General features: G+C 67.4%; 23 protein-coding genes. 16 read left to right on the forward strand and 7 right to left on the reverse strand.

Annotation, left to right across the window (positions count from 1 at the left end; all coding sequences use genetic code 11):
* Positions 1-11 precede the first annotated feature (11 nt).
* From AC1Q6E_RS11720 to AC1Q6E_RS11760, 9 genes are all read left to right on the forward strand, one after another.
* A complete protein-coding gene (locus AC1Q6E_RS11720) occupies positions 12-1463 on the forward strand; it encodes an aldehyde dehydrogenase (protein WP_296558078.1) in 1452 nt (483 codons plus the stop codon).
* Positions 1464-1547: 84 nt separating this feature from the next.
* Complete coding sequence (locus AC1Q6E_RS11725; RefSeq protein ID WP_492572777.1) at positions 1548-2534, forward strand: Bug family tripartite tricarboxylate transporter substrate binding protein; 987 nt, start codon at positions 1548-1550, stop codon at positions 2532-2534.
* A gap of 134 nt (positions 2535-2668) precedes the next feature.
* Positions 2669-3208 carry a sigma-70 family RNA polymerase sigma factor gene (locus tag AC1Q6E_RS11730; RefSeq protein WP_492572778.1) on the forward strand — a complete coding sequence of 180 codons (540 nt, stop codon included), beginning with the start codon at positions 2669-2671 and terminating at the stop codon, positions 3206-3208.
* Entirely contained in the window at positions 3205-4176 is a 972-nt protein-coding gene (locus AC1Q6E_RS11735; RefSeq protein WP_492572779.1) for a FecR domain-containing protein, read from the forward strand. Before AC1Q6E_RS11730 ends, AC1Q6E_RS11735 begins: the two co-directional genes overlap by 4 nt.
* A 97-nt stretch (positions 4177-4273) precedes the next feature.
* A complete protein-coding gene (locus AC1Q6E_RS11740; protein WP_492572780.1) occupies positions 4274-7045 on the forward strand; it encodes a TonB-dependent receptor in 2772 nt (923 codons plus the stop codon).
* A gap of 42 nt (positions 7046-7087) precedes the next feature.
* Positions 7088-9592, forward strand: coding sequence for a PKD domain-containing protein (locus AC1Q6E_RS11745; RefSeq protein WP_492572781.1), 2505 nt, complete (start codon positions 7088-7090; stop codon positions 9590-9592).
* Between the two features lie 180 nt (positions 9593-9772).
* Complete coding sequence (locus AC1Q6E_RS11750; protein ID WP_492572782.1) at positions 9773-10612, forward strand: HupA family protein; 840 nt, start codon at positions 9773-9775, stop codon at positions 10610-10612.
* Between the two features lie 120 nt (positions 10613-10732).
* Positions 10733-12193: a surface lipoprotein assembly modifier gene (locus tag AC1Q6E_RS11755; RefSeq protein WP_492572783.1), complete on the forward strand. Its 1461-nt coding sequence runs from the start codon at positions 10733-10735 to the stop codon at positions 12191-12193.
* 34 nt (positions 12194-12227) lie between these two features.
* Positions 12228-13208: a DUF6607 family protein gene (locus AC1Q6E_RS11760; protein WP_492572784.1), complete on the forward strand. Its 981-nt coding sequence runs from the start codon at positions 12228-12230 to the stop codon at positions 13206-13208.
* Positions 13209-13227: 19 nt separating this feature from the next.
* On the opposite strand, the gene ssuE is transcribed toward AC1Q6E_RS11760, so the two are convergent.
* Positions 13228-13806, reverse strand: a complete 579-nt coding sequence (ssuE, locus tag AC1Q6E_RS11765; protein WP_152796013.1) for an NADPH-dependent FMN reductase — start codon at positions 13804-13806, stop codon at positions 13228-13230.
* Between the two features lie 290 nt (positions 13807-14096).
* Here ssuE and AC1Q6E_RS11770 point away from each other — a divergent pair, with 290 nt between their 5' ends.
* Both AC1Q6E_RS11770 and AC1Q6E_RS11775 read left to right on the forward strand, forming a co-directional pair.
* On the forward strand, positions 14097-15065 hold the full coding sequence (locus AC1Q6E_RS11770; protein ID WP_492572785.1) for a Bug family tripartite tricarboxylate transporter substrate binding protein: 969 nt from the start codon (positions 14097-14099) through the stop codon (positions 15063-15065).
* A gap of 23 nt (positions 15066-15088) precedes the next feature.
* Complete coding sequence (locus AC1Q6E_RS11775; RefSeq protein ID WP_152796009.1) at positions 15089-15808, forward strand: aspartate/glutamate racemase family protein; 720 nt, start codon at positions 15089-15091, stop codon at positions 15806-15808.
* Positions 15809-15815: 7 nt separating this feature from the next.
* Here the strand turns inward: AC1Q6E_RS11775 and AC1Q6E_RS11780 are convergent, their stop codons facing one another.
* Together AC1Q6E_RS11780 and AC1Q6E_RS11785 are read right to left on the reverse strand one after the other, a co-directional pair.
* Positions 15816-16541 (reverse strand): IclR family transcriptional regulator, encoded by a 726-nt coding sequence (locus AC1Q6E_RS11780; protein WP_296558097.1) that lies wholly within the window; start codon positions 16539-16541, stop codon positions 15816-15818.
* A gap of 80 nt (positions 16542-16621) precedes the next feature.
* On the reverse strand, positions 16622-18151 hold the full coding sequence (locus tag AC1Q6E_RS11785) for a class I adenylate-forming enzyme family protein (protein ID WP_492572786.1): 1530 nt from the start codon (positions 18149-18151) through the stop codon (positions 16622-16624).
* Positions 18152-18263: 112 nt separating this feature from the next.
* Here AC1Q6E_RS11785 and AC1Q6E_RS11790 point away from each other — a divergent pair, with 112 nt between their 5' ends.
* Positions 18264-19019: an enoyl-CoA hydratase/isomerase family protein gene (locus AC1Q6E_RS11790; protein WP_152796003.1), complete on the forward strand. Its 756-nt coding sequence runs from the start codon at positions 18264-18266 to the stop codon at positions 19017-19019.
* Between the two features lie 2 nt (positions 19020-19021).
* Positions 19022-19912, forward strand: coding sequence for an alpha/beta fold hydrolase (locus tag AC1Q6E_RS11795; RefSeq protein ID WP_492572787.1), 891 nt, complete (start codon positions 19022-19024; stop codon positions 19910-19912).
* On the opposite strand, the gene gcvA is transcribed toward AC1Q6E_RS11795, so the two are convergent.
* On the reverse strand, positions 19891-20796 hold the full coding sequence (gcvA, locus tag AC1Q6E_RS11800) for a transcriptional regulator GcvA (RefSeq protein WP_492572788.1): 906 nt from the start codon (positions 20794-20796) through the stop codon (positions 19891-19893). The genes AC1Q6E_RS11795 and gcvA overlap by 22 nt on opposite strands.
* Before the next feature lie 105 nt (positions 20797-20901).
* On the opposite strand from gcvA, the gene AC1Q6E_RS11805 reads away from it, so the two are divergent.
* Genes AC1Q6E_RS11805 through AC1Q6E_RS11815 form a run of 3 tightly spaced genes read left to right on the forward strand, consistent with a single transcriptional unit; the run spans position 20902 to position 23851 of the window.
* On the forward strand, positions 20902-21858 hold the full coding sequence (locus AC1Q6E_RS11805; RefSeq protein WP_492572789.1) for a Bug family tripartite tricarboxylate transporter substrate binding protein: 957 nt from the start codon (positions 20902-20904) through the stop codon (positions 21856-21858).
* 20 nt (positions 21859-21878) lie between these two features.
* Positions 21879-22739 (forward strand): TauD/TfdA dioxygenase family protein, encoded by an 861-nt coding sequence (locus AC1Q6E_RS11810; RefSeq protein WP_296558114.1) that lies wholly within the window; start codon positions 21879-21881, stop codon positions 22737-22739.
* The gene (locus AC1Q6E_RS11815; RefSeq protein ID WP_152795995.1) at positions 22736-23851 is read left to right on the forward strand and encodes a mandelate racemase/muconate lactonizing enzyme family protein; all 1116 of its coding nucleotides are present in this window, start codon (positions 22736-22738) and stop codon (positions 23849-23851) included. Before AC1Q6E_RS11810 ends, AC1Q6E_RS11815 begins: the two co-directional genes overlap by 4 nt.
* 42 nt (positions 23852-23893) lie before the next feature.
* Here AC1Q6E_RS11815 and AC1Q6E_RS11820 read toward each other — a convergent pair whose 3' ends face one another.
* From AC1Q6E_RS11820 to AC1Q6E_RS11830, 3 genes are read right to left on the reverse strand one after another with little or no spacing between them, the layout of a single operon-like run.
* The gene (locus AC1Q6E_RS11820) at positions 23894-25327 is read right to left on the reverse strand and encodes an NAD(P)(+) transhydrogenase (Re/Si-specific) subunit beta (RefSeq protein ID WP_152795993.1); all 1434 of its coding nucleotides are present in this window, start codon (positions 25325-25327) and stop codon (positions 23894-23896) included.
* On the reverse strand, positions 25327-25656 hold the full coding sequence (locus AC1Q6E_RS11825; protein ID WP_152795991.1) for an NAD(P) transhydrogenase subunit alpha part 2: 330 nt from the start codon (positions 25654-25656) through the stop codon (positions 25327-25329). Before AC1Q6E_RS11825 ends, AC1Q6E_RS11820 begins: the two co-directional genes overlap by 1 nt.
* A complete protein-coding gene (locus AC1Q6E_RS11830) occupies positions 25656-26780 on the reverse strand; it encodes a Re/Si-specific NAD(P)(+) transhydrogenase subunit alpha (RefSeq protein WP_152795989.1) in 1125 nt (374 codons plus the stop codon). Before AC1Q6E_RS11830 ends, AC1Q6E_RS11825 begins: the two co-directional genes overlap by 1 nt.
* Positions 26781-26893: the final 113 nt, after the last annotated feature.

Below are 26893 nucleotides of genomic sequence, written 5' to 3' on the forward strand. Positions count from 1 at the left end.
AGGAGACTGACATGAAAACCCTATCCATGCTGATCGACGGCCAATCCGCCGAGGCTTCCGGCAAGGCGACCTTCGAGCGGCGCAACCCGCTGGACGGTTCGGTCGCGACGCGGGCACCGGCGGCGACGCCCGAGGACATGACCCGCGCCGTCGACGCCGCCGCGCGTGCGTTCACGAGCTGGCGCGAGACCGGGCCGGGCGAGCGCCGGGCCCTGCTGCTCAAGGCCGCCCAGGCGCTGGAAGCCAAGGGCCCGGCCTTCGCCGAGGCCATGGCGGCCGAGACCGGCGCATCGGCCATGTGGGCCGGTTTCAATGTCCATCTGGCCGCCGGCATGCTGCAGGAAGCCGCCGCGCTGACCACGCAGATCAGCGGCGAGGTCATCCCGTCCGACGTGCCGGGGAGCCTGGCCATGGCCGTGCGCCAGGGCGCCGGCGTGGTGCTGGGCATCGCGCCGTGGAACGCGCCGGTGATCCTGGGCGTGCGTTCGCTGGCCGTGCCGCTGGCCTGCGGCAACACGGTCGTGTTCAAGGGGTCCGAGCTGTGCCCCGCCACGCATGGCCTGATCGTCGATGCCTTGAACGAGGCGGGTTTCCCGGCGGGCGTGGTCAACTTCGTCACCAATGCCCCGGCGGACGCGGGCGCGGTGGTCGAGGCCGCCATCGCGCATCCCGCCGTGCGTCGGGTGAATTTCACCGGTTCGACCCGCGTGGGCAGGATCATCGCGCAGACCTGCGCCAGGTATCTCAAGCCGGTCGTGCTGGAACTGGGCGGCAAGGCGCCGCTGGTGATCCTGGACGACGCCGACCTGGACGCCGCGGTCAATGCCGCCGCCTTCGGCGCCTTCGCCAATTCGGGCCAGATCTGCATGTCCACCGAGCGCATCATCGTCGACGACAAGATCGCCGACGATTTCGTTGCGCGCTTCGGTGCCAAGGCCAGGTCGCTGCCGTTGCAGGACCCGCGCAAGGGGCCCGCGGTACTGGGGTCCGTGGTCGACATGGGCACGGTCGAACGCTGCAATGCCATGATCGACGACGCGCTGGCCAAGGGCGCGGTGCTGGTATGCGGCGGCAAGGCGGAGAACACGCTCATGCCCGCCACCGTCCTGGACCGCGTCACGCCCGACATGCGTATCTATGGCGAGGAATCCTTTGGCCCGGTCAAGGCCGTGGTGCGGGTCGATGGCGTCGAAGCCGCCATCGCCAGCGCGAACGACACCGAGTACGGCTTGTCCTCGGCCGTGTTCGGGCGCGACGTGGCGCGCGCCATGCAGGTGGCTCGGCGCATCGAGTCGGGCATCTGCCACGTCAACGGCCCGACCGTGCACGACGAGGCGCAGATGCCGTTCGGCGGTGTCAAGGCCAGCGGCATCGGGCGTTTCGGCGGCAACGCCGGCATCCATGAATTCACCGAACTGCGCTGGATCACCGTGCAGACCACGCCGCGCCACTATCCGTTCTGATCGCCCCGCCTGCCGGTCGCCCGCTGCGGTCGGGCGACGCAGCGGGCGACCCGTGGTTCGTTCATGACAAAACAGGAGACAGACATGAACCGTCAAGCAGGCAAAGCGGCCTTCGCGGCCAGATGGAGCGCGCTCGCGCTGGGATGCGCCGTGGCCTTCGGCGCCATGGCGCAGTCCTACCCGGCCAAGCCCGTGAAAGTCGTGGTGAATTTCCCGCCAGGCGGTGCCGCCGACCAGATCGCGCGAGCCATCACCGGCCCCCTGCAGGAGGCGCTGGGCCAGCCCGTGGTGGTCGAGAACAAGGGCGGGGCGGGCGGCAACATCGGCGGCGAATCGGTGGCCCGCTCGGCGCCTGACGGCTATACCCTCTTGATGAGTTCCGGCGGCATGGTGTCGGTCAACCCGTTCATCTATCCCAAGATGTCCTTCGACCCCATCAAGGATCTTGCGCCGGTCGCCGCGGCCGCCAAGGTCAAGGTGTTCCTGGTGGTCAAGCCGGGCAAGCTGCCCGCCGACGTCAAGTCGTTCATCGGCTACCTGAAGGCCAACCCCGGCAAGCTGACCTACGGTACCCCGGGCAACGGCAGTTCGCCTCACCTGGCGGCGGAGATGTTCCAGAGCCAGGCCGGCGTGAGCGCCGTCCATGTTCCGTATCGCGGCGCCGCCCCCGCGCTGGTGGATCTGCTGGCCGGGCAGATCGACTTCGCCTTCGACCCGGGCATCGCCATGCAGCACGTGCAATCGGGCAAGCTCAACATGCTGGCCGTGGGCAGCCTGACGCGCTCACCCGTGTTCCCCAACGTGCCCACGCTGGACGAGGCCGGCCTGAAGGGCTTCGATGCCGACACCGTGTTCGGGTTCTACGCGCCCGCCGGCACGCCCAAGGACATCGTCGCCAGGCTCAATACCGAGATCAACAAGATCGTGGGCACGCCCGCCTTCCGCGAGCGCCTCGTGGCCCTGGGCGGAGATCCCGCGCCCATGACGCCCGAGCAGTTCCACGAACGGGCGGAGTATGACGCCAAGCGCTTCGGCGCCATCATCCGCGAACGGAAGATCGTCGGGGATTGATCGTCGCTTCCGCGCCCGGTCCGGCCGGGCGCGGCGGTGACTGGCACCCCGGCGGAGATGGATCTTCTTGATTATTAAATAAGAACAAGTATCATTATCATTAAGATCCATAAAAACGAGGCGGGCAATTCTCCATGGATGCCGTCAATACTTCGCCGTCGCCTCAGTCCATGTCGACGCTGTACAGCGAGCACCAGCGGTGGCTGCAGGACTGGCTGCGGCGCAAGCTGGGCGATACGCACATGGCCGCCGATTTCGCCCAGGATACCTTCCTGCGGATACTGGCGGGCGTCGCGAAAGGGCAGTTGCCGGTGCTGCATGAACCGCGCCACTACCTCGTCACCATCGCCAACCGCGTCATGGTCGACCATTTCCGCCGCCAGGCGCTGGAGCGGGCGTGGCTGGACGCGCTGGCGCTCGCTCCCGAGCCCGTCCAGTTCTCGCCCGAGATGCAACTGGCCGCGATCGAAACGCTCTGCGAAATCGATGCGATGCTGCAGGGGTTGGGCGCGAAGCCGCGGCAAGCCTTTCTGATGTCGCAGCTCGAGGGGCTGGGCTATGCCGAGATCGCCCAGCGCCTGGAGGTCACGGTCAGTTCCGTCAAGAAATACATGGCTCGCGCGACGGAGCAGTGCCTGCTTTTCCTGGTGCGGACCGGAGAGTTCGCCGCGTGACGGCCGCCGGCCCGGCGGGCGCCGTTTCCGCCTCTCGTCTCCTGGCGCTGCGCGAAGCCGCGCAATGGCACGCGCAGCTGTGCGCCGGACCGCAGGACGCCGCGCAGCGCGAACGATGGGCCCAGTGGCGCGATGGCAATGCCGACAACAAGTGGGCCTGGGGCCAGCTCGAACGGCTGCAACGCCGGTTGGGCAGCGTGCCGGGCAAGATGTCGGCGGCGGCGCTGGACCTGGCCGGATCGCGGGCAAGCCGCCGCCGCGCCATGCTGCGGGGCCTGGGCGGGCTGGCCATGCTGGGCGGGGGGCTGTTGATGGCCCGGCGGCCGGTATTTTCCGGCGCCGATTATCAGGCCGCCAAGGGCGAGATCCGTCCGCTCGTGCTCGAGGACGGCACGCGCCTGGTCCTCGACAGCCAGGCCGCCGTCGACGTCCGTTTCGACGCCACCCAGCGCCTGGTCTGGCTGCGGGCCGGCAACGTGCTGGTCGAAACGGCCGCCGACCCGGCGCGGCGCCCGTTCCGGGTCGGGACCGTCCATGGCCTGGCAACCTCGGTCGGGACACGCTACACCGTCCGCCTGGAGGCGCGCGCCACCCGTGTCGCCGTGCTGGAACATGCGGTCCTGCTGCATCCCGCCCGGGCTTCCGCGCCGCCGCGCCTGATCCAGGCGGGGCAGGAGGCCGTCATGTCCGCGTGGGAGGTCGAGGCGGTGGCACAGGCTGATCCCACGCGCGCGCTGTGGGCCAAGGGCGTGCTGGTCGTTTCCGACTGGGCGCTGGGAGACGTGGTGGCGGAGCTGGCCCGCTATCGGCCCGGCTGGCTGGGCTGTGATCCCGCCGCCGCCGGCCATCGGGTCTCGGGCTCGTTTCCCCTGAACGACAGCGATGCCGCGCTGGCCGCCTTGCGGCGCACCTTTCCGGTGGAGATCCAGCGCCGGACCCGCTATTGGACGCGCATCGTCCGCCGCTAGCGGATCGCGACATTTTTTTCGCGGTGATTGTCCTTTTGGGCGCGTTCGTTCGACTCCCTATCAGGAGCACGGATCTCACGAACGTCTTGGCGAAAGGATGACCATGTTGCAGGGCTGCGTGTGCGCTTTCCGGCGCACTGTCGCGCGTCGATTGTTGTGGGGCCTGATGCTGGCGGCCAGCCTGCCGGCGATGTTGCCGGCGGGCACCGCCGCGGCGGCCGAGGCGCGCTACTACGAGGTGCCGGCCGGGCCGCTGGGGGCGGCGCTCAGCCAGTTCGCGGGCATGGCGGGCGTGGTGTTGTCTTTCGATGCCTCGTGGCTGGCCGGCATGCGCAGTTCCGGGCTGCGCGGGACGTTCACGGTGCAGCAGGGCTTCAGCGCTTTGCTGGAAGCCAGCGGCTTCGAGACCGCCTACGACGCGGGCATCTATTCCCTGCGGCGCAGTCCGATCGGCCAATCGATGCTGCCGATGATCACGGTCGAGGGCGTGCGCGACCAGGATCCCAAGGACGAGGTCTACCGCACCGCCGGCTCGCGCAGCGTGCTGACCCGCGAAGACATCGAGCGCAACCGCGGCACGTCGGTGGGCGATATCTTCCGCGGCACGCCCGGCGTGCTGGTGGGCGAGCTTCGCAACAGCGGCGGACTGGACATCAACATCCGCGGCATGCAGGGCCAGGGCCGGGTGCCGGTCCTGGTGGACGGCGCGCGCCAGGAAACCACGGTGTATCGGGGGTATTCCGGCGCGGTGTCGCGCAGCTACATCGACCCGGATCTGATCGGCGGCATCCAGATCGACAAGGGACCGACCCTGTCGGCCGAAGGCACCGGCGCCACCGGCGGCCTGGTCAGCATGCGCACCATCAAGGCCGAAGACATCGTCCGGCCCGGCCAGGATTTCGGCCTGCGCGTGCGCGGGCAGGCCATCGGCAACAACAGCGGCTCGCCCGCGGCAGCCGGTACGCCGGCCGGGCTCTACACCGGCGGCACGCTGGGCGTTGCGCCGGTCTACCGCACCGATTGCGTGACGGCCGCCGCCTGCTCCGGGCGATACGCCCTGCCCGAGGAATGGGGCAACCCCGAGGGGCGGGACCGGCCCGGCACCTTCCGGCCCAAGAGCTATGCCGGGAGCCTGGCCATCGCCAAGCGCTGGGAGAAATTCGATCTGGTGGCGGCCTATGCGCAACGCGAGCAAGGCAATTACTACGCCGGCGCGCACGGTCCCTCGGCTTGGGTCGATGTCTCGAACCGGCGCAAGTTGCCGTTCTATACCGAGGTTCGCCCCGAGGTCCGCGGGGCCTCGTATTTCCAGGCCGGCGAGCGCATTCCCGGCACCAACTACGAAAGCAGGTCGGCGCTGCTCAAAGGCACGTTCTACCTGCCGGCAGACCAGGAACTCGAATTGAGCTACCTGCGCTACCGCAGCGTGTACAGCGAAATCATGCCTTCGCAGATCGTCCGCTTCGCAAACTTTGCACCGATCACGCAGCCGCGCAACAGCGACGTCACCGTCGATACCTACGCCAGCCGCTACCATTGGAATCCAGCCGGCACGCCGTGGCTGGACCTGCGCGCGAACCTTTGGCATACCCGGACCCGCGCCACCAACAACAGTCCCAGCGCGACCCAGCCGGATCTCTACAACAACGAGCGCGAGAAATACCGGCGCTGGGGGCTGACCCTGGAGAACACCTCCAGCCTGGATCATCGCGCCTGGGGCGAAAGCCAGCTGCGCTATGGCCTGGCCGGGCAATGGGAGGATGTCGGCACCACGCCCCTGACGCCGGACTTCCGAGGGCTGGCGGGGCGGCAGGGCAGCCGCGACGAATACAGCGCGTTCGTGGCCTGGCTGTACAAGCCCGTGGAAACCGTGGCGCTGGACGTGGGCGTGCGTCATACCCGTTTCAAGTCGCATGACGACAAGCCCATCACGGTCCACGATCCGCAAAGCCCGAGCTGCGTGGATGCCGATGGCGATGGCGTTTGCGATCCGCTGCCCAACCGCAACAAGCAAAGCGGCACCGCGCCGGTCATCAGCCTGAGCTGGGAGCCGGGCAAGCACGGCCTGCAGTTCTACGGCCGCTATGCCGAGGCCTACCGCATGCCCAGCCTGTTCGAGAGCACCTCCGGCTTTTCGTTCGATGCCGCGCCCGACGTCATCCTCAAGCCCGAACACACCAGGAACAAGGAAGTCGGCGTCAACTATCTCAAGGACGGCATCCTGGCCGGCCGCGACAGATTGCGCCTGAAGCTGGCCTACTTCCGCAACCATACCAAGGACTACCTGACGCGTACGACGCCCAACCTGTGGGAAGAGGGCGGCGCGGGCGGCGAGCTGAGCCAGGCCTCCAACTTCACCATGCGCAACATCGACAGCGCGACCTTCAACGGGCTGGAGTTGTCGGGTTCCTACGACCTGGGCGTGGTGTTCACCCAATTCGGCGTCACCCAGTACAACAAGATCGAGATCTGCCATACCGGCAGCTATCGCGCCGAGCGCTGCAACGACTACGGCATCGCCGGCAGCTACATCAACAACATGGTGCCGCCCAAGTGGCACGGCAACATCACCCTGGGCGCGCGACTGCTGGACTACCGGCTCGTGCTGGGCGTGCGCGGCACGTTCATGGGCCAGCGCACCAATGCTCCCCAATACAACGACGACACCCGGCGCAGCTTCCTGTCCATCGTGCCCTGGCACGCGTACCGGGTGTTCGACCTGTTCGCCAGCTATCGGGTCAACGATCGCGTCAGCATCGATTTCAACCTCGACAACATCACCGACCGCTACTACCTCGACGCCCTGAGCCTGGGACTGATTCCCGCGCCGGGCCGCACGGCGCGAGTGAGCGTGACCTTGAGGTACTGAGACCTTGGATATTCCATTCAACCACCAGAGGGTTCCACAGCCATGATTCTTTCCTTGCGCAACCTCAGGGCAGGGCTGGCGGGCATCGCCGTCATGCTGCTTGCCGCATGCGGCGGCGGCGATGGCGGCGGCGATGCCGGCACCGGCGCCGCCCGGCCCACCGCGGTGGCCACCGCCGACCGGACCAGCGTGCCCATCGGCACGGCCGTCACGCTCGACGGCAGCGCCAGCACCACGCCCAACGGCGGCACGCTGCGCTATGCGTGGACCTTGTCGGCCAAACCCGAGGGCAGCGGCGCGGTGTTGTCCGGCAACGCCAGCGCCAGGCCGACCTTGACCCCCGATCTTCCGGGCGACTACGCGGCCGACCTGATCGTCAGCGATGGCACGTCCAGCGGCAGCGCGCGCGTCACGATCACGGCGACCAGCGTCAATCCGCTGGCGGTGGCCATTCCCGCGGAGCAGACGGTATTGCGGGGCGCCACCGTCGTGCTGGACGGTAGCCACAGCCTTGCGCCCACCGGCGCAGCCGTGGGCGAGCTACGGTACCAATGGACTCTGATCGAGCAACCCGACAATGAGCTGATCACCGCCCTGAGAGACGCGACCAGCGCGAAGGCCAGTTTTCTGGCCGACCGGGTCGGCATCTATCGCGCCAGTCTCGTCGTGCGGCATGGAGACAAGACCAGCGAACCTGCCGACGTCAGGATCACCGTCAATACCGGCAACAGCCTGCCGGTCGTCTCCATCACCGCGCCGGCGGATGCCGCGTACGACCGGAACGGTTACCTGGTCTTCGCCGGCACGCTGCGCCGGCCCGTGGTGCTCGACGGCAGCGGCAGCAGGGATCCCGACGGCGACGCGCTGGGCTACCGCTGGCGTTTTCCGACCACCGCCGCGATTCCGGTCGGCAGCAAGGCCACGATCGCCAACGCCGATAGCGCCAAGACCGAGTTCGTCCCCGACGTCGTTGGCAAGTACACCTTCGACTTCATGGCCTACGACGGACACGCCGCCACCACGCAGCGCGTGATCGTGAACGTCGCGAAAGCCGCGGACGATACCGTCAATACCGCGCCGGTGGCCGGCATCTCGGGCACGGGCGAATGCGAGCTCGGCGGCACCTCCATCCACTATCCCTATTGCACGATCGCCGCCTATGCCTCCTACGATCCCGAAGGCGATCCGCTGACCTACCAGTGGACCTACTGGAACCAGGCCAGCCCGGGCGAGCGGCTGACGTCGACGGCCAGCTCCGTGGTGCTGGATGGCAGCAAGACGGGCAACTGGCGGTTCGAGCTGATCGTCAGCGACGGCAAGCTGGACAGCGCGGTCGCGGACTATGCGCTCAGCATCAAGACGGGCGCCAATGTCGCACCGGTGGCCAGCGCCAAGGTGGACGTGGCCAAGGTACTGGTCGGCCAGACCATCACGTTCGACGGCAGTGCCAGTTCCGACAAGAACGGCGACCAGCTTTTCTACACCTGGACCCTGGAGCGCCCGGCCGGCAGCAGCGCCGTGCTGACGCAAAGCCAGAGCGATCCGACGGCCAGCGTGGTGGCCGACAAACCGGGCCCGTACATCGTCTTTCTGCAGGTCAAGGATTCCAAGGGAGCGATCAGCAACCGGGTGGGGGCAACCACCAGCGCCAGCGCCTTCGCCAAGGTGGGCAACAACCCGCCGGTACTGACGCGCCTTTCGCTTCAGAATCACTACATCTGGTATCCGAACGGCAATGGCGGCCTGGATAGCGGGACCACGCCGGGCCAGCCGGTGATCGCCGAGTCCGCCCCGATGTTTATCACGTCGAACGTCCAATACATGTTCGATCCGGATCAGGACTCGCCGCTGTACTACGACATTTCTGTCGTCAAGCAGCCCGAAGGCGCCAACTTCCCCTCCTATTCGTGCTCGACGGCCGCCGGGGAAAAGTGCCATCCCAATGGAAACGGCTTCGACCTCGCCGTGCCGGGTGATTACGTGGTGGAGGCCAGGATCAGCGACGGGGTTGCCGTTTCCGAACCCAAGCGCGTGGCTTTCACAGTCATCAATGGGCGTGAGAACTACTCAACGCTATTGCTGGAGCGGCTCCCGGCCAATAGCCGCGACTCGGACGTGGACGGCAACATCCAGTTGTTCTTCCCCTTCACGGCTGCCGCGAATGCGCGCTTCAGCAATGTCCAGCCGGTGGAAAGCGGCGCCACGTCATTGGCCGTCGAACGTTTTCGCCTGACGGCCTTCGACCGCGACTACACCATCGTGGACCTGCGGACGTCCTCGGTGGTCGAGGGCTACCAGCCCGTCTTCAACGGTCTTCGGAACAATCAGGTGATTCGGCAGGGCGACTCGGTGGAGTTTTCCCTGGAGCGTCCGTCCATCGTCAACGAAGCGCGGCTCTATGCCGAATGGACGGCGTTGGGCAATACGGCCGAGGGCAATGCGGAGGGAGCGCGCCTGCAAAAGATCGTGGATGCCTATCAGTTCACGTGGTCCTTCCGGGTTGCGGAAAAGGAAGGCTACACCTTGCATCGGGGGCCGCTCAATTGAACGTTCGCGCCCGGGGTTCGCAGTGAGGCCCATTCGACTTCCATGGATGCCGCCGGGGATGCCCGCGGCGGCATCGTCCCGGCTGCGGCCGTCGCGGCCCGGCGGGCGCCGGGCCGCCTGTCCGCGGCATTCCGCCACGGGCGTCCCGTGTGCCTGGCACACACCCAAGGAGTGATGATCATGAAGCAAGCACTGATTGCACTGGCCATTCTCGCCGTCGCCGGCGCGGCGCAGGCGCAGACCTACGAGGTCGTGAGCGACAAGGCGGGCGTGGTGAACCTCGTCAACCTCGGCCCCACCACCGTGGGTGGGTTCCATGGTCCGATCGGCGCACCGGGCATCGCGGCCGCCGGCACCAGCGACTACATCAGCCTGCAAAGCATCGAGTCGTTCACCCATGTCTCCGCGCTGGACCAGACCCTGGCCGGCACCAGCACCAACTGGGTCTTCACCTACCATCAGTTGGCGCCCGGCTTCATCCATACCGAACCGGAACACGAGGGCGAGGAACCGCTGGCGGTCGGCCTGGACGGCATCAAGATTCCCGGCCTGGCCAAGAGCGTCTACTTCGGCATCGCCAGCGCGGATTCCGCCACGCCCGGCCTGGTCGACCACCAGGCGTGGTACGTGGGCGACAAGAAGGATCGCGTCCTGCCGTCGTCGTCGACCGACTACGTGGGCGTGGCCCTGGTGGCCACCCCGAGCACCGCCGTCAACGCACCGAGCGTGCTGCCTGGCCAGTTGACGGTGTCGTCGGGCGCCACATCCATTTCGGGGCAGTTCACCGCGGGGAGCGGCACGGGCAAGAAAACGCTGGAAATCGCGGCCACCGGCGGCGCGGTTTTCAGCGGAACCGCCAAGTACTACGTGGGGACGACCGCACCGGGCGCGACGAACGGCACCAGCCAGGGCCAGTTCTTCGGTGATGCCGGCGCGAACGCCAGCGCGCTGGCCGGGGTTGCCAGCGGCACGTATCTCGGCACGGGCTATGTCGCCTCTTTCGGCGCGCGCCAGAAATAAGCGGTACCCGTCTTCCCTGATGTCCACCAAAAAAGAAACCGCCGCCTGACACGGTGATGCGCGGTTTCTCCAGGCCCCGTTTTCGGATGGGGCCTGGTCGACTTGTCTCGCGCAGGCGCCATGACCGTTTCATTTCCCCGCTCTCTCTGCTGGATCGCATGGCTGTGGTGCCTGGGCCTGGGCTGCGCCTGGGCCCAGCAGGACACGGCTGACCGGCTCTGGCAGGGTGCCGAGCAGCAATCCCGGCAAATCCGCCGCCAGACCCTCCCGTCCCGACCCGAAGGCCAGGGAAGCTGGGTCCACGAGTCCATGCTGTCGGCCTGGCAGGTTCCCGAGGCCCGGGTAGGGCAGCTCACGCTCGCCATCCTGAACGCCGTCAACCAGCACGACTGGTTCGGCGCGGACCGGCTGCTGCGCCAGTACCGACAGGTTCCCAGGCACGATCCGGCGCTGTTCACGTTCGTCGAGGCCAGCCGCCTGGCGGCACTGGGCGATCATGCCGACGCCATCGACCGCTACCGCCAGGTGCTGCGGGCCAATCCCTTGTTCACCCGAGGCGACCTGGACCTGGCGCGCGTGCTGTTCATCGACAATCGCCTGCGCGATGCGCGGGAGATCTTCCAACGGCTGCAGGCCCGGCCGCTGCCGCCGGAAATCGAGCGGCACGTTGCCGACTATCTGACAGCCATCGAGCAGCGCACGCGCATGCGGATCACGCTGTCCCTGTCGGCGGTACGCGAGGACAATCTGAACAATGCCTCGACGATCGTGGACCCGTGCGCACTGCGGTTCCTGGACGCCTGCTTCGAGAACGTGCCGGGCCGCAAGGCCGCCGACACCGGCGCCTATTTCGAAGGCACCCTCAACAAGCTATGGCCGCTGGCGGGCAACCACGCCTTCATGCTGCGCAGCCTCAACTATGGCAACCGCTACCGGCACGAAGACGACTACGGCAACCTCGCATCGACCACTTACCTCGGTTACCAGTATGGGTCGGCGCGCAATCAGTTCCAGTTCCTGCCGCTGTTCGAATACGACCGCGAAGGCGGACATAAGGCCTACCACGCCTTCGGTTTTCGAACCAGCATCAGCCGGCAGTTGAGCCCGCGCGCGATGCTGGAAGCCAGCTACGAAACCAAGTATCGCCATTTCGCGCAGCGGCTGGAAAGCCTGGAAGGCGACTTTCGCAGCATGGGGCTGTTCGGACAGTACGTGATCCGCCCCGATCTGCTGGTGTACGGCAGCCTGGCCTGGCGCGAGAGCGGTGCGCGCCTGGGGATCTTCGCCTACCGCGAAAAGAGCGCGCGTCTGGGAATCTACAAATCGTTCGGCGGCAAGGTGGCCGTCAGCATGGCCTATGGCTACCGCCAGCGGCAGGCGGACGAGGCCGTTGCGCTGTTCGAGAAGCGCCAGCGCGACCACGAGGGCAGCCTGTACGTGAACGTATCGCTACCCGGCTACGCCTGGCACGGGATGACGCCCACCATGAGCTACGAGTACCGCAAGAATCGCAGCAGCATCCCGCACCTTCATACCTACGAGAAGAACCGCCTCACGCTGGGCTTCACCAAGGTTTTTTGACGATGCTTGAACACCCTTTGACGGAACCCCCATCATGAAGATCCAACTCCGACACCTGCTCGTCCCGTGTCTGCTGCCCGTGCTGCTGGGCGGCTGCCTTTCCACCTCCCACATCCGCGCCGTCCCGGACAAAAAACGTCCGCAGGTCATCAGCCATGCCGAAGGCCTGGAGCGCGACCGGCAGGCCATCCTGGCGATGGTGGGCGAGTACCGGGTCAGCTTCAATTTCGAGGAAAGCGATCCCGCGCCGGGCTATGAGCCCAAGCGGCGCTACCGCAGCGGTGCCTACGAGATGGTGCTGGTGGCCGAGGACCAGGGCGACCGCATCGTGCTCCAGCATCTGCTGGTGCATCGTACCGCCGGATTCGTGGTCAAGCATTGGCGCCAGGACTGGCGCTACCAGGCGCCGGCGCGGCTGGAGTTCACGGAGAACCAGACCTGGCGCCTGCGGCCCATCGATCCGGCCGTCACCAAGGGGGCCTGGACGCAGTGCGTCTACGAGGTCAGCGATGCGCCGCGCTATTGCGGCACCGGCAAATGGACCTACGAGAACGATGTGCCGACGTGGACCTCGGATGCCGGGTGGCGGCCGTTGCCGCGGCGCGAATACACCCAGCGCAGCGACTACAACGCGCTGGGCATCGTCAACACGCACCGCATCACGGCCGAGGGCTGGCTGCACGAACAGGCCAATCGCAAGGTGGTGCGGGAAGGCGAGCGGGAGCGCGCGACGCTGGTGAACGAGACGGGCGTCAACGACTATCGCCGCATTACCGGCTTCAACTTCCGCAGCGGCCATGCCTATTGGGACAACACGTCGGACTACTGGCGCCGCATCCGTGCGGAATGGAGCCGGCGCATTGCCGAGGGACAGGGGGTGAGGCTGAACTATCCGGTGGATGGCATGAAGATGATCATGAACATGTACATCCAGTCCCAGCAGGCGAACAACGGCGTGGCGATCCGCGACGCCGACATCCGCGCGCTGTTTGATCCGTGGGTGTCGGCACCGTAGCGCAGGCTATCCGCCACCCTCAGGCATAAAGGCGCTCGCGCACGTCGACCGGTATCGTTCGCGGGCGGCTGGCCGCCAGGCCAGCGTTCAATTCACGCACGCCGGCTTGCAGGCGGTCGGCGATTTCGGGCGAGATCCTGTAGCCGGTGATGGCATCGCCCGAGACCTGCGCGTCGGAGGCGTACACCGCGCCCAGGATGTGGCGGGCACCCAACGCATGCAGCACCGGCCGGAGGGCGTAGTCGACCGCCAGCAGGTGCGCGGGCGAACCGCCCGTGGCCAGCGGCAGGACGATCTTGCCTTGCAGCGAAGTCTGCGGCAAAAGATCCAGGAAGGCCTTGAGCACGCCGCTGTACGCCGCCTTGTAGATGGGCGTGGCGATGACGACGGCATCCGCCGAGGCAAGCTGCCTGACGGCACCGACGATGCCCGGATGCGAGAAATCCGCTTGCAGCAACGCCTCGGCGGGCAAGTCCCGCACGTGCAGGGAACGCACGGCGTAGCCATCGCGCGCAAGCTGTTGGGCCACCGTCTGCGCCAGCAGCGCCGAGCGGGACGTGGCAGCAGGGCTGCCGGTGATCGTGAGGACGGAATACATGGCGGGAATGTCCGGAACAGAGACGCCCACCTTAAGACGTCCGCCGCGGGAATCCAAACAACCAATTCGCATTTGCTCAAACGCTTTGTGCCGGGGCCTGGAGGCGCTTGCCGCACGTCATTCCGGCCGGCCTGGACCGAAGTTATAAGCAGCCGCCCAAAAAATCGTTGACCCCATGAAGGGCGAGGCCTAATCTACTTACGTTTCGCACAACAAGTCCATATTGCGAACATACCGGGCCGCCAAGGCGGCGACCCGGCATGCGGTGTCCCATTCGACAGGAAGTCTTCATGAAAGCGATGAGTTCATTGGTAGCCTTGGCGGCATGCGCGGTTTTTGCTTCTCCTCTCATGGCGCAGCCGTTTCCCAGCAAGCCCGTGCGCATCGTGGCGCCCTACGTGGCGGGCGGCACCGTGGACGCGTTGTCGCGCGCCCTGGCGGTGCAACTGTCCGAAGAGTTCGGGCAGCAGGTGGTGGTGGAAAACCGTGCCGGCGCATCGGGCAACATCGGCGCCGACTACGTGGCGGGATCCGACCCCGACGGCCACGTGCTGCTGCTCACCGCCAGCACCATCATCGTCAATCCGCTGGTCATGAAGGAAGCCCAGCGTTTCGACCTGCGCAAGGATTTCACTCCCATTGGCATGGTCGCCAGCACGCCGCTGGTCTTCGTGGTGTCGCCGCAGAGCGGTATCAATACGGTCGACGATTTCATCAAGCAGGCCAAGACGCATCCGGAAAAGGTCAACTTCGGCGTCGGCGGGTTCGGCTCTGGCGGCCACCTGGCGATGGAGACTTTCAACGTGCGGGCCGGTACCCAGATCCCGATGGTGATCTACAAGGGGTCGGCGCCGGCGCTGGCCGATATCGTGGGCGGCCAGCTCAGCGCCATCATGGATCCGGTATTGACCACCTTGCCCTTCGTCAGCACGGGGCGCCTGAAAGCCATCGCGGTGACGGGGCAGCAGCGCAGCAGCCTGTTGCCCTCGGTCCCGACCTTGCAGGAAGCGGGGGTGCGCGATATGGACTTCGTTTCCTGGTATGGCATGTGGGCGCCCAAGGGATTGCCCGAGCCGGTATCCGGGCGGATCCAGGCGGCGTTGACCAAGGTGCTGGGGTCGGCGCAGTTCAAGGCCTGGCTCGACAAGCAGGGCATGGTGGCGGGATCCGTCACGGGCAGGCAATTCGGCGACTATGTCGCCAGCGAGAGCCGCAAGTATGCGCAGGCCGTCGAGCAGGCGAAAATTGAAAAGAAATAAGACGGACTGATCGGGAGCACAGCATGGTCGTGGCGCGCCGGAAGACCTTTCACGGGGTCAGCGTGGGTATCTTGATGGTGAAAACCGGTTTTCGACGGCTGCCGGGCGACGTCGGCCATGCCGGCACCTGGGATTTCCCGGTGCAGTATCGCGTCGTCGAATCCGCCACGCCGGACAAGATGATGGCGTTGCAGGAATCGGGGCTGCTGGATGATTTCAAGGCGGCGGCGCTCGACCTGATTGCCGGCGGGGTCGACGGCATTGCCACCACCTGCGGTTTCCTGGCGCTGTTCCAGCGCGAGCTGGCCGAGGCCTGCCGCGTGCCGGTGGCGACCAGCAGCCTGCTGCAGGTGCCCCTGGCCGAGCGCCTGTTGCCGGCCGGCAAGCGGGTGGGCATCCTGACCTTCAGCAGCGAGAACCTGCATGCGGCGCATCTCGAAGCGGTCGGCGTGGCGGCCGATACGCCGGTGGTGGGCATGCCGGCCGGTTCGGTGTTCGTCACCTCGATCAAGTCGGGGGACGTCGTGCCCCGGTTCGAGGAGATGCGCGCCGAAGTGCTGGCCGCGGCCGATGAGCTGCTGCGCCGCCATCCGGACGTGGGGGCCATCGTTTCCGAATGCAGCAACATGACCCCGTTCAGCGCGGACATCGTCGAGCGCTTCGGCGTTCCCGTCTACGACGGCGTGTCGTTGATCAACTGGTTCCATGCGGGCTTGCGGCCGCGCCGCTACCCGCGGTCCTGAACGGATCTCAGCCGAGCTGCAGCGCGGACGAAACGTTGTCGCAGGCGCGTTGCAGGTGCTGGGCCAGCGACGAATCGACGTCGAGCTCGTCGTCCAGCTCCAGCCCCGAGACCACGATGGCGCCCAGCGCGGCGGCGTTGCGGCCGTGGAAAGGATAGGCGAGCGAGGCCAGTCCGCGCTTGTAGCGGCCAGCCGTGGCGCAGAAGCCGCCTGCCTGGCGGACTTTTTTCAGCGCGGGGCGGACTTTGTCGAAGCGGGCCTTGCCCAGCGTGGCCTGGCAGAGTTCGTCCGGGTAGGTGGACAGGATGGACTTGCCGCTGGCGCAGTCGTCCAGCGGAAACTGGTTGCCGATGTCGATGATGACGTTCATCGGCGTGCGCGGGGTCCAGATGCGTTCGACGATGATGGCGCGATCGCGCGCGGGTACCGAGATGGAAACCAGCGCGGAACGTCCGTGCAGGACTTTCTCCTGCAGTTCGACCGCGTAGGGCAGCGCCGCGCGCCGCACATTGAGCCGGCTGGCGTGCGCCGTGGCGAACAGCAGGCACTCGGGTCCCAGCGCATAGACGCCGTCGTCGGCCGTGACCATGTCCCAGTGCACGAGGGTCTTGAGCAGGCGATGGACGGTGGTCCGTTCTATGCCCGTGCGGCGCGACAGGTCCAGCGCCGTGGCGCCTTGCGGCGTGCTGGCCAGTTCGCGCAACACGATGAAGGCGCGGTCTATGGATTGCACCCGTCCGGTGCCATCGGCATCTGGCGGGCGGTGTTCTGGCGTTGTCTGCAAGGCTAGGGCCTGTTCACGCTAAAGAAGGGTCAGTCTTGGCGGGCGGCGGCGATCACGTCCTGGATCTTCCGGGTCAACACTTTACCGTAATGGGAGCGAGGCAGGGCGTCCATGAACACCAGGCGCCTGGGGCGTTTGTGCGTGGACAGGCGTTCGCGGCAGAAAGCCGCCAGGTCGTCGCCGCCGGGGCGGGTGCCGGGCCGCGCGACGATGGCGGCGGCGACGATCTCTCCCCACTCGGGGTCCGCGATGCCGACGACGGCGGCCTCGAGGACCGAAGGATGGCTGCACAGCACTTGTTCCACCTCGGCCGGCTGCACGGATTTGCCGCCCGTGCGGATGATGGCCTTGGCCCGTCCTTGTATGCGCAATCGCCCCTGGGTGTCGAGACAGCCCAGGTCGCCGCTATGGAACCATCCGCCGTCCAGGACCGCTGCCGTCAGCCCGGGCTGGTTCCAATAGCCTTGCATGACGTGGGCGCCGCGTATCAGTACTTCGCCGACCGTGCCCGGGGGCAGGGGCGCCTGGCCGTCGCCGATGGCGATGTCGGCGCGATCGGTCGTGGGGCCGACCAGTCCGAGCGTGCCGGCCGGATCGGCCAGCAGCTCGGCGGTGGCGGCCGGCGGCCGGTAGCAGGTCCACGGCGCCTCGGTCAGGCCATAGATGACGGAGAAGACGGGGCCGAAGACGGCCACCGCCTGTTCGAACAGCTCCCGCGGCATGGCGGCGGCGCCGATTTCGATGCACGCCAGCGAGTCGAGGCCGGCGTGCCCCTCGGGCAGGGCCCGCAGGATGCGGACCAGGTGCGTCGGGACCAGCGAGGTGCAGGTCGGCCGGTAGCGCGCCACCAGGTCGAGAAAACGCCGGGGCTCGAAATGGGCGCCGAGAATGAGCGTGCCGCCTTGCAGCAGATGGGCCAGCAGTGAAATCGCGGCGATCGGCCACAACGGCCGAACGTTCAGCATCCGGTCGCCCGTCCACGGCCGGCGTGCCGCCACGATGTTGTGGAGGGCCGCGCAATAGCTGCCATGCGTATGCACGACGGCCTTCGGCGTACCCGTCGTGCCGCCCGTGTAGTTCAGCGCCGCGATCCAGCCCGGCTCGCAGGGGACGGGCGGGGGTGCATCGGACGGGACCGTGCCGACGGCGGTGTCCAGGCTGTCGAGCGGACGGGCGTCGATGCCGCAGTCCGCCAGGGCCGGGCGCAGCGCTTGTACCCGGTCGGCGTGGGAAGGGCAGTACAGCAGCACCTTCGCGCCGGAATCGCGCAACTGGGCGAGCTGTTCGGCCGGATCGAGGGCGGGGTCCAGCGATACCCGGACGCGGCCCGCGCTCATGACGCCATAGTCGGCGAACAGGAAGGCGGGCGTGGCGTCTCCCAGCAACGCGACACGGTCGCCCGGCTGCGTGCCGCAAGCCGCGAGCAGGCGGGTCGAGAAGGCGAATACTTCGTCCACCAGTTCCGGAAAGCCGTAGCGCCGCCCGCTGTCCGCGTCGATCAGCGCGCAGCGGTCGGGCCAGGTCCGGCGGGCTCGTTCAAGAAGCGCGGGGATGCTCATGGCGATGGCTGGAGAATGATATGTTCATAATAAACACAAGTTGTGCTCTATACAAACTATTCCTAGAATTCCGTCTGGACCCGCCCCGACGCGGGCATGGAAAGGAGCATCGATGAGCATCGAATTCGAAGCCGCCGGCGATGGCGTATTCGTCGTCACCCTGAACCGCCCGGAGCGCCTGAATGCCCTGGACGCCGGACACAAGGCGGCGTTGGGAGACATCTGGCGCGAGGCCGAGGCACGCGACGACGTCCGCGCGATCGTGCTGCGCGGCGCGGGGCCGAAGGCATTCTCGGCAGGGTCGGATTTCAAGGAAATGAAAGCCACCGGCCGGACGGTGGATACCGATACCCTGGCCAACGCCATTCCTTCCGTGGGGGTGGAACTGACCAAGCCGGTCGTGGCGGCGCTGCACGGCTATGTGATCGGCTTCGGGCTGACGCTGGCCATCCATTGCGACATGCGCGTGGCCGCGCCGGACGCGCGCCTGGCCTTTCCCGAGGTCGAGCACGGCATGCTGTCCGGCATCAGCGACATCACCTTGCCGGGCATCGTCGGCGAGGCCGCCGCGCTGGAGATCATGCTGACGGGGCGCGCCTATTCGGCCGACGAAGCGCGCGAGATCCGCCTGGTCAACCGGATCGCGCCGGATCCCCATGGCGAGGCGCTGCAACTGGCGCATGCGCTGGCGGGCAACTCGATGAGCGCCACCCGGCTGACCAAGAAGCTGGTGCTGGCGGAGCGGCGCGCGGCCATCGCGCGCCATCTGCAACTCGTTGCCCAGGCAAGGGTGGATATCGCTCAGTCCGGCCGCCACGCATCGGTGGTGGATGGCGGCGGCGCCCAGCCCCGGGCCAGGATGGATTGAGCGTGGCCGGGAACATGGAAGCGCCCGGCTGGTTCGAGCAGGCGCTGGCCCATCGCGCCGAATCGCGTTTCGTCATGGCCGGCGGCGCGCGCCTGCACTACCTGGGGTGGGGGTTGGAGCATGGCGGGCGGCCGGGGCTGTTGTTCGTCCACGGCTACCGGGCGCATGCGCGCTACTGGGATTTCATCGCCCCGTACTTCGCCGACCGCTACCGCGTGGTCGCCATGGACCTTGCCGGCATGGGCGACAGCGGCCATCGTCCGTCGTACAGCGCGCGGGGTTTCGCCGAGGACATCGCGGCGGTCATCGCCGATGCCGCGCTGGCGCCCGCCACTGTGGTCGGACACAGCTTCGGCGGCGCTCGCGCCCTGCGGGCCGCCGCGGACTTTCCGGACCTGATCGGGCACGTGGTGGCGGTCGACAGCATCTGCCGGTTCGCCGACAGTCCGCCGAGTTCGGCCGGGCCGGCCCGACGTCCGCGCACCGATCCGTATCCCGACTTCGCCAGCGCCAGGGCACGTTACCGGCTCACGCCCGAGCAACCTTGCGGCAACGATTTCCTGGTGGATCACGTGGCCCGTTTCTCGCTGCGTCCGCAAGGGCAGGGCTGGCTATGGAAGTTCGATCCCCACCTGCCGCCCGGCCCGCACGAGCCGGACATGGCCGGCCTGCTGCGCGGCCTGGGGATTCCGGTGGACTATGTGCGGGGCGAGTTCAGCACCGTGATCCGCCAGCAGGACGCGGAACGCATCGTGGACTGCCTGCGGCATGGGCGGGGCCCTATCGTGATCCCGCAGGCCTATCACTATCTGATGCTGGACCAGCCGCTGGCGCTGGTGGCGGCGCTGCGGGCGCTGCTGGACCGTGGCCTTCAGGGCCGATCGAGCCGGTAGGGCGATTTCGCGGCCTCTTCCAGGACCCACGCTTCGAAGGCCTTGATCTTGGGCGCCTTGGCGATGACCGGCGGGTAGACCAGATGCCAGGCCTTGCGCGGCCGATAGCGGATGTCGAAGGGAAAGACCAGCCGCCCCAGCCGCACATCGTCTTCCATCAGCGGCAGGCGCCCCATCGCCACGCCCATGCCTTCGGCCGCCGCGCGCAGGGCGAAGGCCAGCGAATCGAAGCGCGTGCCGGCCTCGGCCGGCGCCCCGGCCGCGACGCCGGCATGCTCGAACCAGAGCGCCCAGTCTTCCATGGTGCCCTGCACGTGCAGCCGCGGCACGCGCACGAGATCGGCGGGGGAATCCAACGGCGTGGACGCCAGGAAACCGGGGCTGCACACCGGCACCATCTCCGCCGAGAACAGATAGCGGCTGATCTGGTTGGGCCAGCCTTCTCCCCACCAGATCGCCATGTCGATGGCGTCCTGGTCGAAGTCCAGGCTTCTGGGCGCGGTCAGCACATTCACCTTGATGTCCGGGTGGCGCAGGTTGAAGCCGTACAGGCGCGGCAGCAGCCAGTGCATGGCCATGTTGGGCAGGCAACTGACCGTCAACGGATCGCCGGCCCCGCTGTCCAGGAGGTCGGTCGTGGCCTGGTGGATCTGGTTGAAGGCCTGGTGCACGGTCTTGTAGTAGCGCATGGCCTGCGGCGTGGGCGCCAGGCCGGAACTCAGGCGGCGAAAGAGGCGCACGCCCAGGGATTCCTCGAGCAGCTTGACCTGGGTGCTGACGGCCGCATGGGTCACGTTCAGTTCCCGCGCCGCCTTGCTGAGGCTTTCGTGGCGAGCGGCGGCCTCGAAGGCGCGGAGGGCTTTCAGCGGTGGCAGGCGGAACATGGGGATATAAGTTTTTCTAACATCATATTGGATTATATCGTTTGTCCGTCCTGCACAAGGATCCATAAACTGCGCTTGTATCCTCCGTTTTGAGGCAAGCGGGTCATGAAATTTCCTATATCGACGCTGTTCTTGTGCGGATGCCTGCTGGCACCCGCCCTGGCCCGGGCCGAGCCGTGGCCGGCCCGCCCGATCACCATCACCGTGGGGTTCTCGGCGGGCGGCAGCTACGACGCCATGGCGCGCAAGATCGCCGAGGGGCTGCAGGAGTCGCTGGGCCAGCCGGTCGTCGTCGCATCCAAGCCCGGGGCCGGGGGCATCGTGATGACCCAGGCGCTGGCGCGCGCGCGGCCCGACGGTTATCAGGTCGGGTTCACCACTTCCTTGAACCTGACGCTCGATGCCCACGCCGGCGTCGTGCCGTTCAATGCCGCGGGCGTCGAAGCCCTGGCTTCGGTGGCGCGCTTCCAGAGTGTCATCGTGGCAGGCGCGGAGCAGCCCTACGACGACATGCCGGGACTGATCGCCTACACCCGGAAGAAAGGCTTCACCCAGTTCGGCAAGCAGGCGCTGGTCGACGAGCTGGTCATCCGGGGCGTGATGGACAGCGAACACGTCGAGTTCAACTTCATCCCCTACAAGGGCGGCGTCGACGTGCGGCTGGCCGCCATGCAGCGCCAGATCGATTTCGGCTACGTCGGGGCGGGCTACAAGCCCGATGTCGATGCCGGCAGGCTGAAGATCCTCGCCACCACGGCCCCCGACCGCCTGCCGGCCTTTCCCCAGGTGCGCACGCTGAAGGAACTGGGCTATCCCGTCAGCGAGGAGTCGGTGGCGCTGTTTCTCGTGCCGGCGGGGACGCCCGGCGACATCAAGGCCAGGCTGAGCCACGCGATCGTCAAGGTCGCCACTACGCCCGAGTTCAGGTCCTTTCTCGCCCAGACCTTGCTGCTCGTGCCGGAGGCCCGGATCGGCGCCGGCTTGAAGGCGTCGCTCGATGCGCAGGAAGCGCAATGGACGCGGTTGCTGGCGGCGAACCGGAAAACGGCCAAAACACAATGACGCTAAATGGAGGATCAAACATGCGTGTCGAACCCCTTGGTGAATTCGTCGGTGCGGATATCGATGGCATCGATCTGTCGCGCCCGCTGCGCGAAGAGGAGGTGGATTTCCTGCGGTACGCGGTATCCCGCTACGGTGTCGTCAGGCTCAGGGGCCAGCAACTGACGGACCGGCAATTGATGGCCATGTCCGGGCAGTTCGGGGCGCTCGACGTCAGCCCCGGCTACGCGGGGTCGGGCGGGGCGGCCGGCGGCGAGGACGACGAGGTGGCGAAGTTCGTCGCCGTGATCTCCAACGTCGTCGAGAACGGCAAGCCCATCGGCGGCCTGGGCGATGGCGAGGCGGTGTGGCATGCCGACATGACCTACATCGCGTCGCCGCCCGCCATGTGCGCCTTGTACGCCTTGGAGGTGCCCCCCAGCGGCGGGCGCACCGGATTCCTGAGCCTGTACCACGCCTTCGATACGCTGCCGCCGGCGCTGCGCGAGCGGGCGGCGCGCCTGCAGCTCAAGCACGACGCCACGTACAACAGCGCGGGCGAGGTCCGGCGCGGCGTGGTGGTGAGCGACGACCCGCGTCATACGCCGGGGTGGGTGCATCCGCTGGTGGCGACCCATCCGCGCAGCGGCCGGAAACTCCTGCTCCTGGGGCGCCGCCGCAATGCCAGCATCGTCGGCCTGCCCCTGGACGAAAGCGAGGAACTGCTCGACCGCCTGTGGGAACACACGGCCCGGGACGACGCGTCGTGGCATCAGACCTGGGAGGTGGGGGACGTGATCATGTGGGACAACGTCGCGACCATGCACCGGCGCGACAGCTTTCCGAGCGATACCCGCCGGGTCATGCACCGCACGCAGATCCTGGGTAGCGCGCTGGCATGAGCACGATCGCGGCCATCGAGCTTCATCGCCTGAGCCTGCCGCTGCCCGTTCCCTACAAGGTGTCCAATCTGGTATTCCGCAGCTTCGACCCCATCGTGGTCGCGGTGCGGGACCGGAACGGCGCGCAGGGCTGGGCCGAAACCGTGGTGGGGCCGGGCTACACCGACGAGACCGACGAGGAGGCCTGGGCGTTCTGCCGGGAATGGGCCGGGCGCCTGCTGCAACAGGATACGGAGCATGCCAAGGCATGCCTGGCTCGCCATCTGGAGCGGCACTCGCACGCGGCTTCGGTCATGATCTCGGCCATCGAGATGGCCGAGGGCAATCGCTACCTGCAACGGCGGGAGCCGGCGCGCGTGCCGCTGCTGGTTCCGTTGCAGCAGCAGGATGAGGATGGGCTCGGGCGGGAGGTCGAGCGCCTGCTCGCGCAGGGCTATGCCACCTTCAAGGTCAAGATCGGCTTCGACGTCGGCGCCGACCTGCGCCGGGTAGGCTGGATCCAGCAGGCCGTGCGCGGGCGCGCCCGCCTGCGGCTGGACGCGAACCAGGCCTATACGGTGGAGCAGGCGCGGGCCTTCCTGGCGGAACTGGCCCCCACGGACATCGAACTGCTGGAGCAGCCTTGCGACAAGCACGACTGGGCGGCCAATGCCCGGGTGGCGGCCGATGCCCCGGTGCCCATCATGCTGGACGAGTCCATCTACACGCTGGCCGACGTGGAGCGGGCAGCCGGGCTGGCGGGGGTGGCATTCGTCAAGGTGAAGATCAACAAGCTGGGCGGCGTCCAGCGTCTGGGAGACGGATTGCTCCACATCGGGCGCAGCGGCCTGCGCCCGGTGCTGGGCAATGGCGTGGCGACGGACATCTCGTGCTGGATGGAAGCGGCCGTGGCCAGCCACACCATCGATACGACGGGCGAGATGAACGGCTGGTTGAAACTGCCGGAAAGCCTGCTGAGGAATCCGGTCCGCGTCGAGCAGGGCGCGATGTGCCTGCCCGCGGGCTACTGGCCGGTCGTCGACACCAGGGTCCTGGAGTCGTACGCGCTGGAGTCGCTGGCGTTCGCGCCCGCTTCGGTGGCGGCCGGACCGGTATCCACCGGCCCCGCCTGACCGGCGCGCGCCCCGCGCGTTGCACGCGGGGCGCGGACCGGCTTACTCCACCGCCTTGACCATGTCCTCGACGACCTTCTTCGCGTCGCCGAACACCATCATGGTCTTGTCCAGGTAGAACAGCTCGTTGTCCAGGCCCGCGTAGCCCGCCGCCATCGACCGCTTGTTGACGATGATGGTGCGCGCCTTGTAGGCCTCGAGGATGGGCATGCCCGCGATGGGCGACTTGGGATCGTTCTTCGCGGCCGGGTTCACCACGTCGTTCGCGCCCAGCACCAGCACCACATCGACCTGGCCGAACTCGGAGTTGATGTCCTCCATCTCGAACACCTGGTCGTAGGGCACTTCGGCTTCCGCCAGCAGCACGTTCATGTGCCCAGGCATGCGGCCGGCCACCGGATGGATCGCGTACTTCACGTTCACGCCCTTCTCGGTCAGCTTGGTGGTGAGTTCCTTGAGCGCATGCTGCGCGCGCGCCACGGCCAGGCCGTAGCCGGGCACGATCACCACGGTCTCGGCGTTGGTCAGCATGAAGGACGCGTCGTCGGGGCTGCCCGACTTGACGCTGCGCTGCTGCTGGTCGCCCGCCGCGCTGGCCGCCGAGGTATCGCCGCCGAAGCCGCCCAGGATCACGTTGAAGAACGACCGGTTCATCGCCTTGCACATGATGTAGGACAGGATCGCGCCCGACGAGCCCACCAGCGAACCGGCGATGATCAGCATGGGATTGTTGAGCGAGAATCCGATGCCGGCCGCGGCCCAGCCGGAGTAGCTGTTCAGCATCGACACCACGACGGGCATGTCGGCGCCGCCGATGGGGATGATGATGAGCACGCCCAGCACGAAGGCGATGGCCGTCATGATGACGAACGGCGTCCATTCCTGGGTGGCCGCGAACCAGACGCCGCATCCGACCATGATGACGGCCAGCAGCAGGTTCAGCATGTGCTGGCCGGCGAACACCACCGGTGCGCCGCGGAACACGCGCAGCTTGTAGCGCCCCGACAGCTTGCCGAAGGCGATGACCGACCCGGAGAAGGTGATCGCGCCGACGAAGGTGCCGATGAACAGCTCGATGCGGTTGCCGGTGGGAATGGGAATGCCCGCATCGGCGATGCCGAAGGCGTGCGGCTCGGCCACCGCCGCGATGGCGATGAACACCGCGGCCAGGCCGATCATGCTGTGCATGAAGGCCACGAGCTCGGGCATCTTGGTCATTTCCACGCGCTTGGCCATGATGGTGCCGGCGGTGCCGCCGACCAGCAGGCCCAGTACGACCCAGCCCAGGCCGGCCAGGGGCTCGGCGGCGAGCTTGCCGATCAACGCGGCGGTGGTCAGGACGGCGATGGCCATGCCCACCATGCCGAAGGTATTGCCCATGCGCGAGGTCGTGGGGTGCGACAGGCCCTTGAGCGCCTGGATGAAGCACACCGAGGCGACCAGGTAGAGCAGGGTGACGACGTTGAGCGAGAGCATCAGCGGGCCTCCTGCTTGGCGCCGTCGGCCGGGGCGGCCTTGGGTTTCTTGCGGAACATCTCGAGCATGCGCCGGGTGACCAGGAAGCCGCCGAATACGTTGACCGCGGCCAGCGCGACGGCCAGCACGCCCATGGTCTTGCCCAGGCCGGTGTCGGTCAGCGCCGCCGCCAGCATGGCGCCGACGATGATGATGGCGGAGATGGCGTTGGTGACGGCCATCAGCGGGGTGTGCAGCGCCGGGGTGACGTTCCAGACCACGTGGTAGCCCACGTAGATGGCCAGCACGAAGATGATGAGGTTGATGATGGTGTGGTCGATGAGTTCCATTACTTGTTCCTCAGCACGCGGTTGGCATCGCACACCATGCAGGCGGCGACGATCTCGTCTTCGCGCTGGATGGCCGGGGCGCCATCCTTGGCGACCACCAGCTTCAGGAAGTCCAGCAGGTTGCGGGCATACAGGGCGGACGCGTCGGTCGCCACCTGGGCGGCGAGGTTGGTGTAGCCGACGATCTTCACCCCGTGCGCCTCGACCACCTGCTCGGGCCGGGACAGCGGGCAGTTGCCGCCGCGCTCCACGGCCAGATCGACGATGACCGAGCCCGGCTTCATGCCGGCGACGGTTTCCTCGCTGACGAGCACGGGCGCGGGACGGCCGGGGATGAGCGCCGTCGTGATGACGATGTCGGCCTGCTTGCAGCGTTCGGCCACCAGCGCCGCCTGGCGCGCCATCCAGGCCGCCGGCATGGGCCGCGCGTAGCCGCCCACGCCCTGGGCGATCTCGCGTTCCTCGTCGGTTTCGTAGGGCACGTCGATGAACTTGGCGCCGAGAGATTCGATCTGCTCCTTGGCGGCGGGCCGCACGTCGGAGGCCTCGACCACCGCGCCCAGCCGCTTGGCGGTGGCGATGGCCTGCAGCCCCGCCACGCCCGCGCCCAGCACGACGACGCGCGCGGCCTTGACGGTGCCGGCGGCGGTCATCAGCATGGGCATGAAGCGGCCGTAGTGGTCGGCCGCGACGATGACCGCCTTGTAGCCCGCGATGTTGGCCTGCGAGGACAGCACGTCCAGGCTCTGCGCGCGCGTGATGCGCGGCGCGGCCTCGAGCGAGAAGCCGGTCACGCCGGTGGCGGCGAGTTTTTCCAGGCCTTCCGCGTCGAAGGGGTTCAGCATGCCCAGCACGATCTGGCCCGCGCGCAGGTGCGCGAGTTCGGACGCCAGCGGGGCCTGGACCTTCAGGATGAGTTCGGCCTGCGCGTAGATCTGGGCGGCGTCGGGGATCAGCGTGGCGCCCGCGGCGGCATAGGCGTCGTCGGGGAAGCTGGCCTGCCGCCCGGCGCCGGCCTGCACCAGTACCTGATTGCCGCCCGCCGACAGCTTTTTCACGGTTTCCGGCGTTGCGGCAACACGTGTCTCCCCCGGCCGGATTTCAGTCGGGACCCCAATCTTCATGAAATTCTCCTCGTTGCGTTGTGGCGATCGAATACAAGGGCGTGGCCGTCTTGCGCGGCCAGTGGCGATTCCCCTCGCGTCGCCCGGAGAATCCTAGCATGCCCGGTCCAATC

The organism is Pigmentiphaga sp. MLSB6-MA01, from assembly GCF_058793475.1.

Coding starts and splice junctions, on each gene's coding strand:
- AC1Q6E_RS11720 (WP_296558078.1), top strand. CDS start 12: ATGAAAACCCTATCCATGCTGATCGACGGCCAATCCGCCGAGGCTTCC.
- AC1Q6E_RS11725 (WP_492572777.1), top strand. CDS start 1,548: ATGAACCGTCAAGCAGGCAAAGCGGCCTTCGCGGCCAGATGGAGCGCG.
- AC1Q6E_RS11730 (WP_492572778.1), top strand. CDS start 2,669: ATGGATGCCGTCAATACTTCGCCGTCGCCTCAGTCCATGTCGACGCTG.
- AC1Q6E_RS11740 (WP_492572780.1), top strand. CDS start 4,274: ATGACCATGTTGCAGGGCTGCGTGTGCGCTTTCCGGCGCACTGTCGCG.
- AC1Q6E_RS11745 (WP_492572781.1), top strand. CDS start 7,088: ATGATTCTTTCCTTGCGCAACCTCAGGGCAGGGCTGGCGGGCATCGCC.
- AC1Q6E_RS11750 (WP_492572782.1), top strand. CDS start 9,773: ATGAAGCAAGCACTGATTGCACTGGCCATTCTCGCCGTCGCCGGCGCG.
- AC1Q6E_RS11755 (WP_492572783.1), top strand. CDS start 10,733: ATGACCGTTTCATTTCCCCGCTCTCTCTGCTGGATCGCATGGCTGTGG.
- AC1Q6E_RS11760 (WP_492572784.1), top strand. CDS start 12,228: ATGAAGATCCAACTCCGACACCTGCTCGTCCCGTGTCTGCTGCCCGTG.
- ssuE (WP_152796013.1), bottom strand. CDS start 13,806: ATGTATTCCGTCCTCACGATCACCGGCAGCCCTGCTGCCACGTCCCGC.
- AC1Q6E_RS11770 (WP_492572785.1), top strand. CDS start 14,097: ATGAAAGCGATGAGTTCATTGGTAGCCTTGGCGGCATGCGCGGTTTTT.
- AC1Q6E_RS11775 (WP_152796009.1), top strand. CDS start 15,089: ATGGTCGTGGCGCGCCGGAAGACCTTTCACGGGGTCAGCGTGGGTATC.
- AC1Q6E_RS11785 (WP_492572786.1), bottom strand. CDS start 18,151: ATGAGCATCCCCGCGCTTCTTGAACGAGCCCGCCGGACCTGGCCCGAC.
- AC1Q6E_RS11790 (WP_152796003.1), top strand. CDS start 18,264: ATGAGCATCGAATTCGAAGCCGCCGGCGATGGCGTATTCGTCGTCACC.
- gcvA (WP_492572788.1), bottom strand. CDS start 20,796: ATGTTCCGCCTGCCACCGCTGAAAGCCCTCCGCGCCTTCGAGGCCGCC.
- AC1Q6E_RS11805 (WP_492572789.1), top strand. CDS start 20,902: ATGAAATTTCCTATATCGACGCTGTTCTTGTGCGGATGCCTGCTGGCA.
- AC1Q6E_RS11810 (WP_296558114.1), top strand. CDS start 21,879: ATGCGTGTCGAACCCCTTGGTGAATTCGTCGGTGCGGATATCGATGGC.
- AC1Q6E_RS11815 (WP_152795995.1), top strand. CDS start 22,736: ATGAGCACGATCGCGGCCATCGAGCTTCATCGCCTGAGCCTGCCGCTG.
- AC1Q6E_RS11820 (WP_152795993.1), bottom strand. CDS start 25,327: ATGCTCTCGCTCAACGTCGTCACCCTGCTCTACCTGGTCGCCTCGGTG.
- AC1Q6E_RS11825 (WP_152795991.1), bottom strand. CDS start 25,656: ATGGAACTCATCGACCACACCATCATCAACCTCATCATCTTCGTGCTG.
- AC1Q6E_RS11830 (WP_152795989.1), bottom strand. CDS start 26,780: ATGAAGATTGGGGTCCCGACTGAAATCCGGCCGGGGGAGACACGTGTT.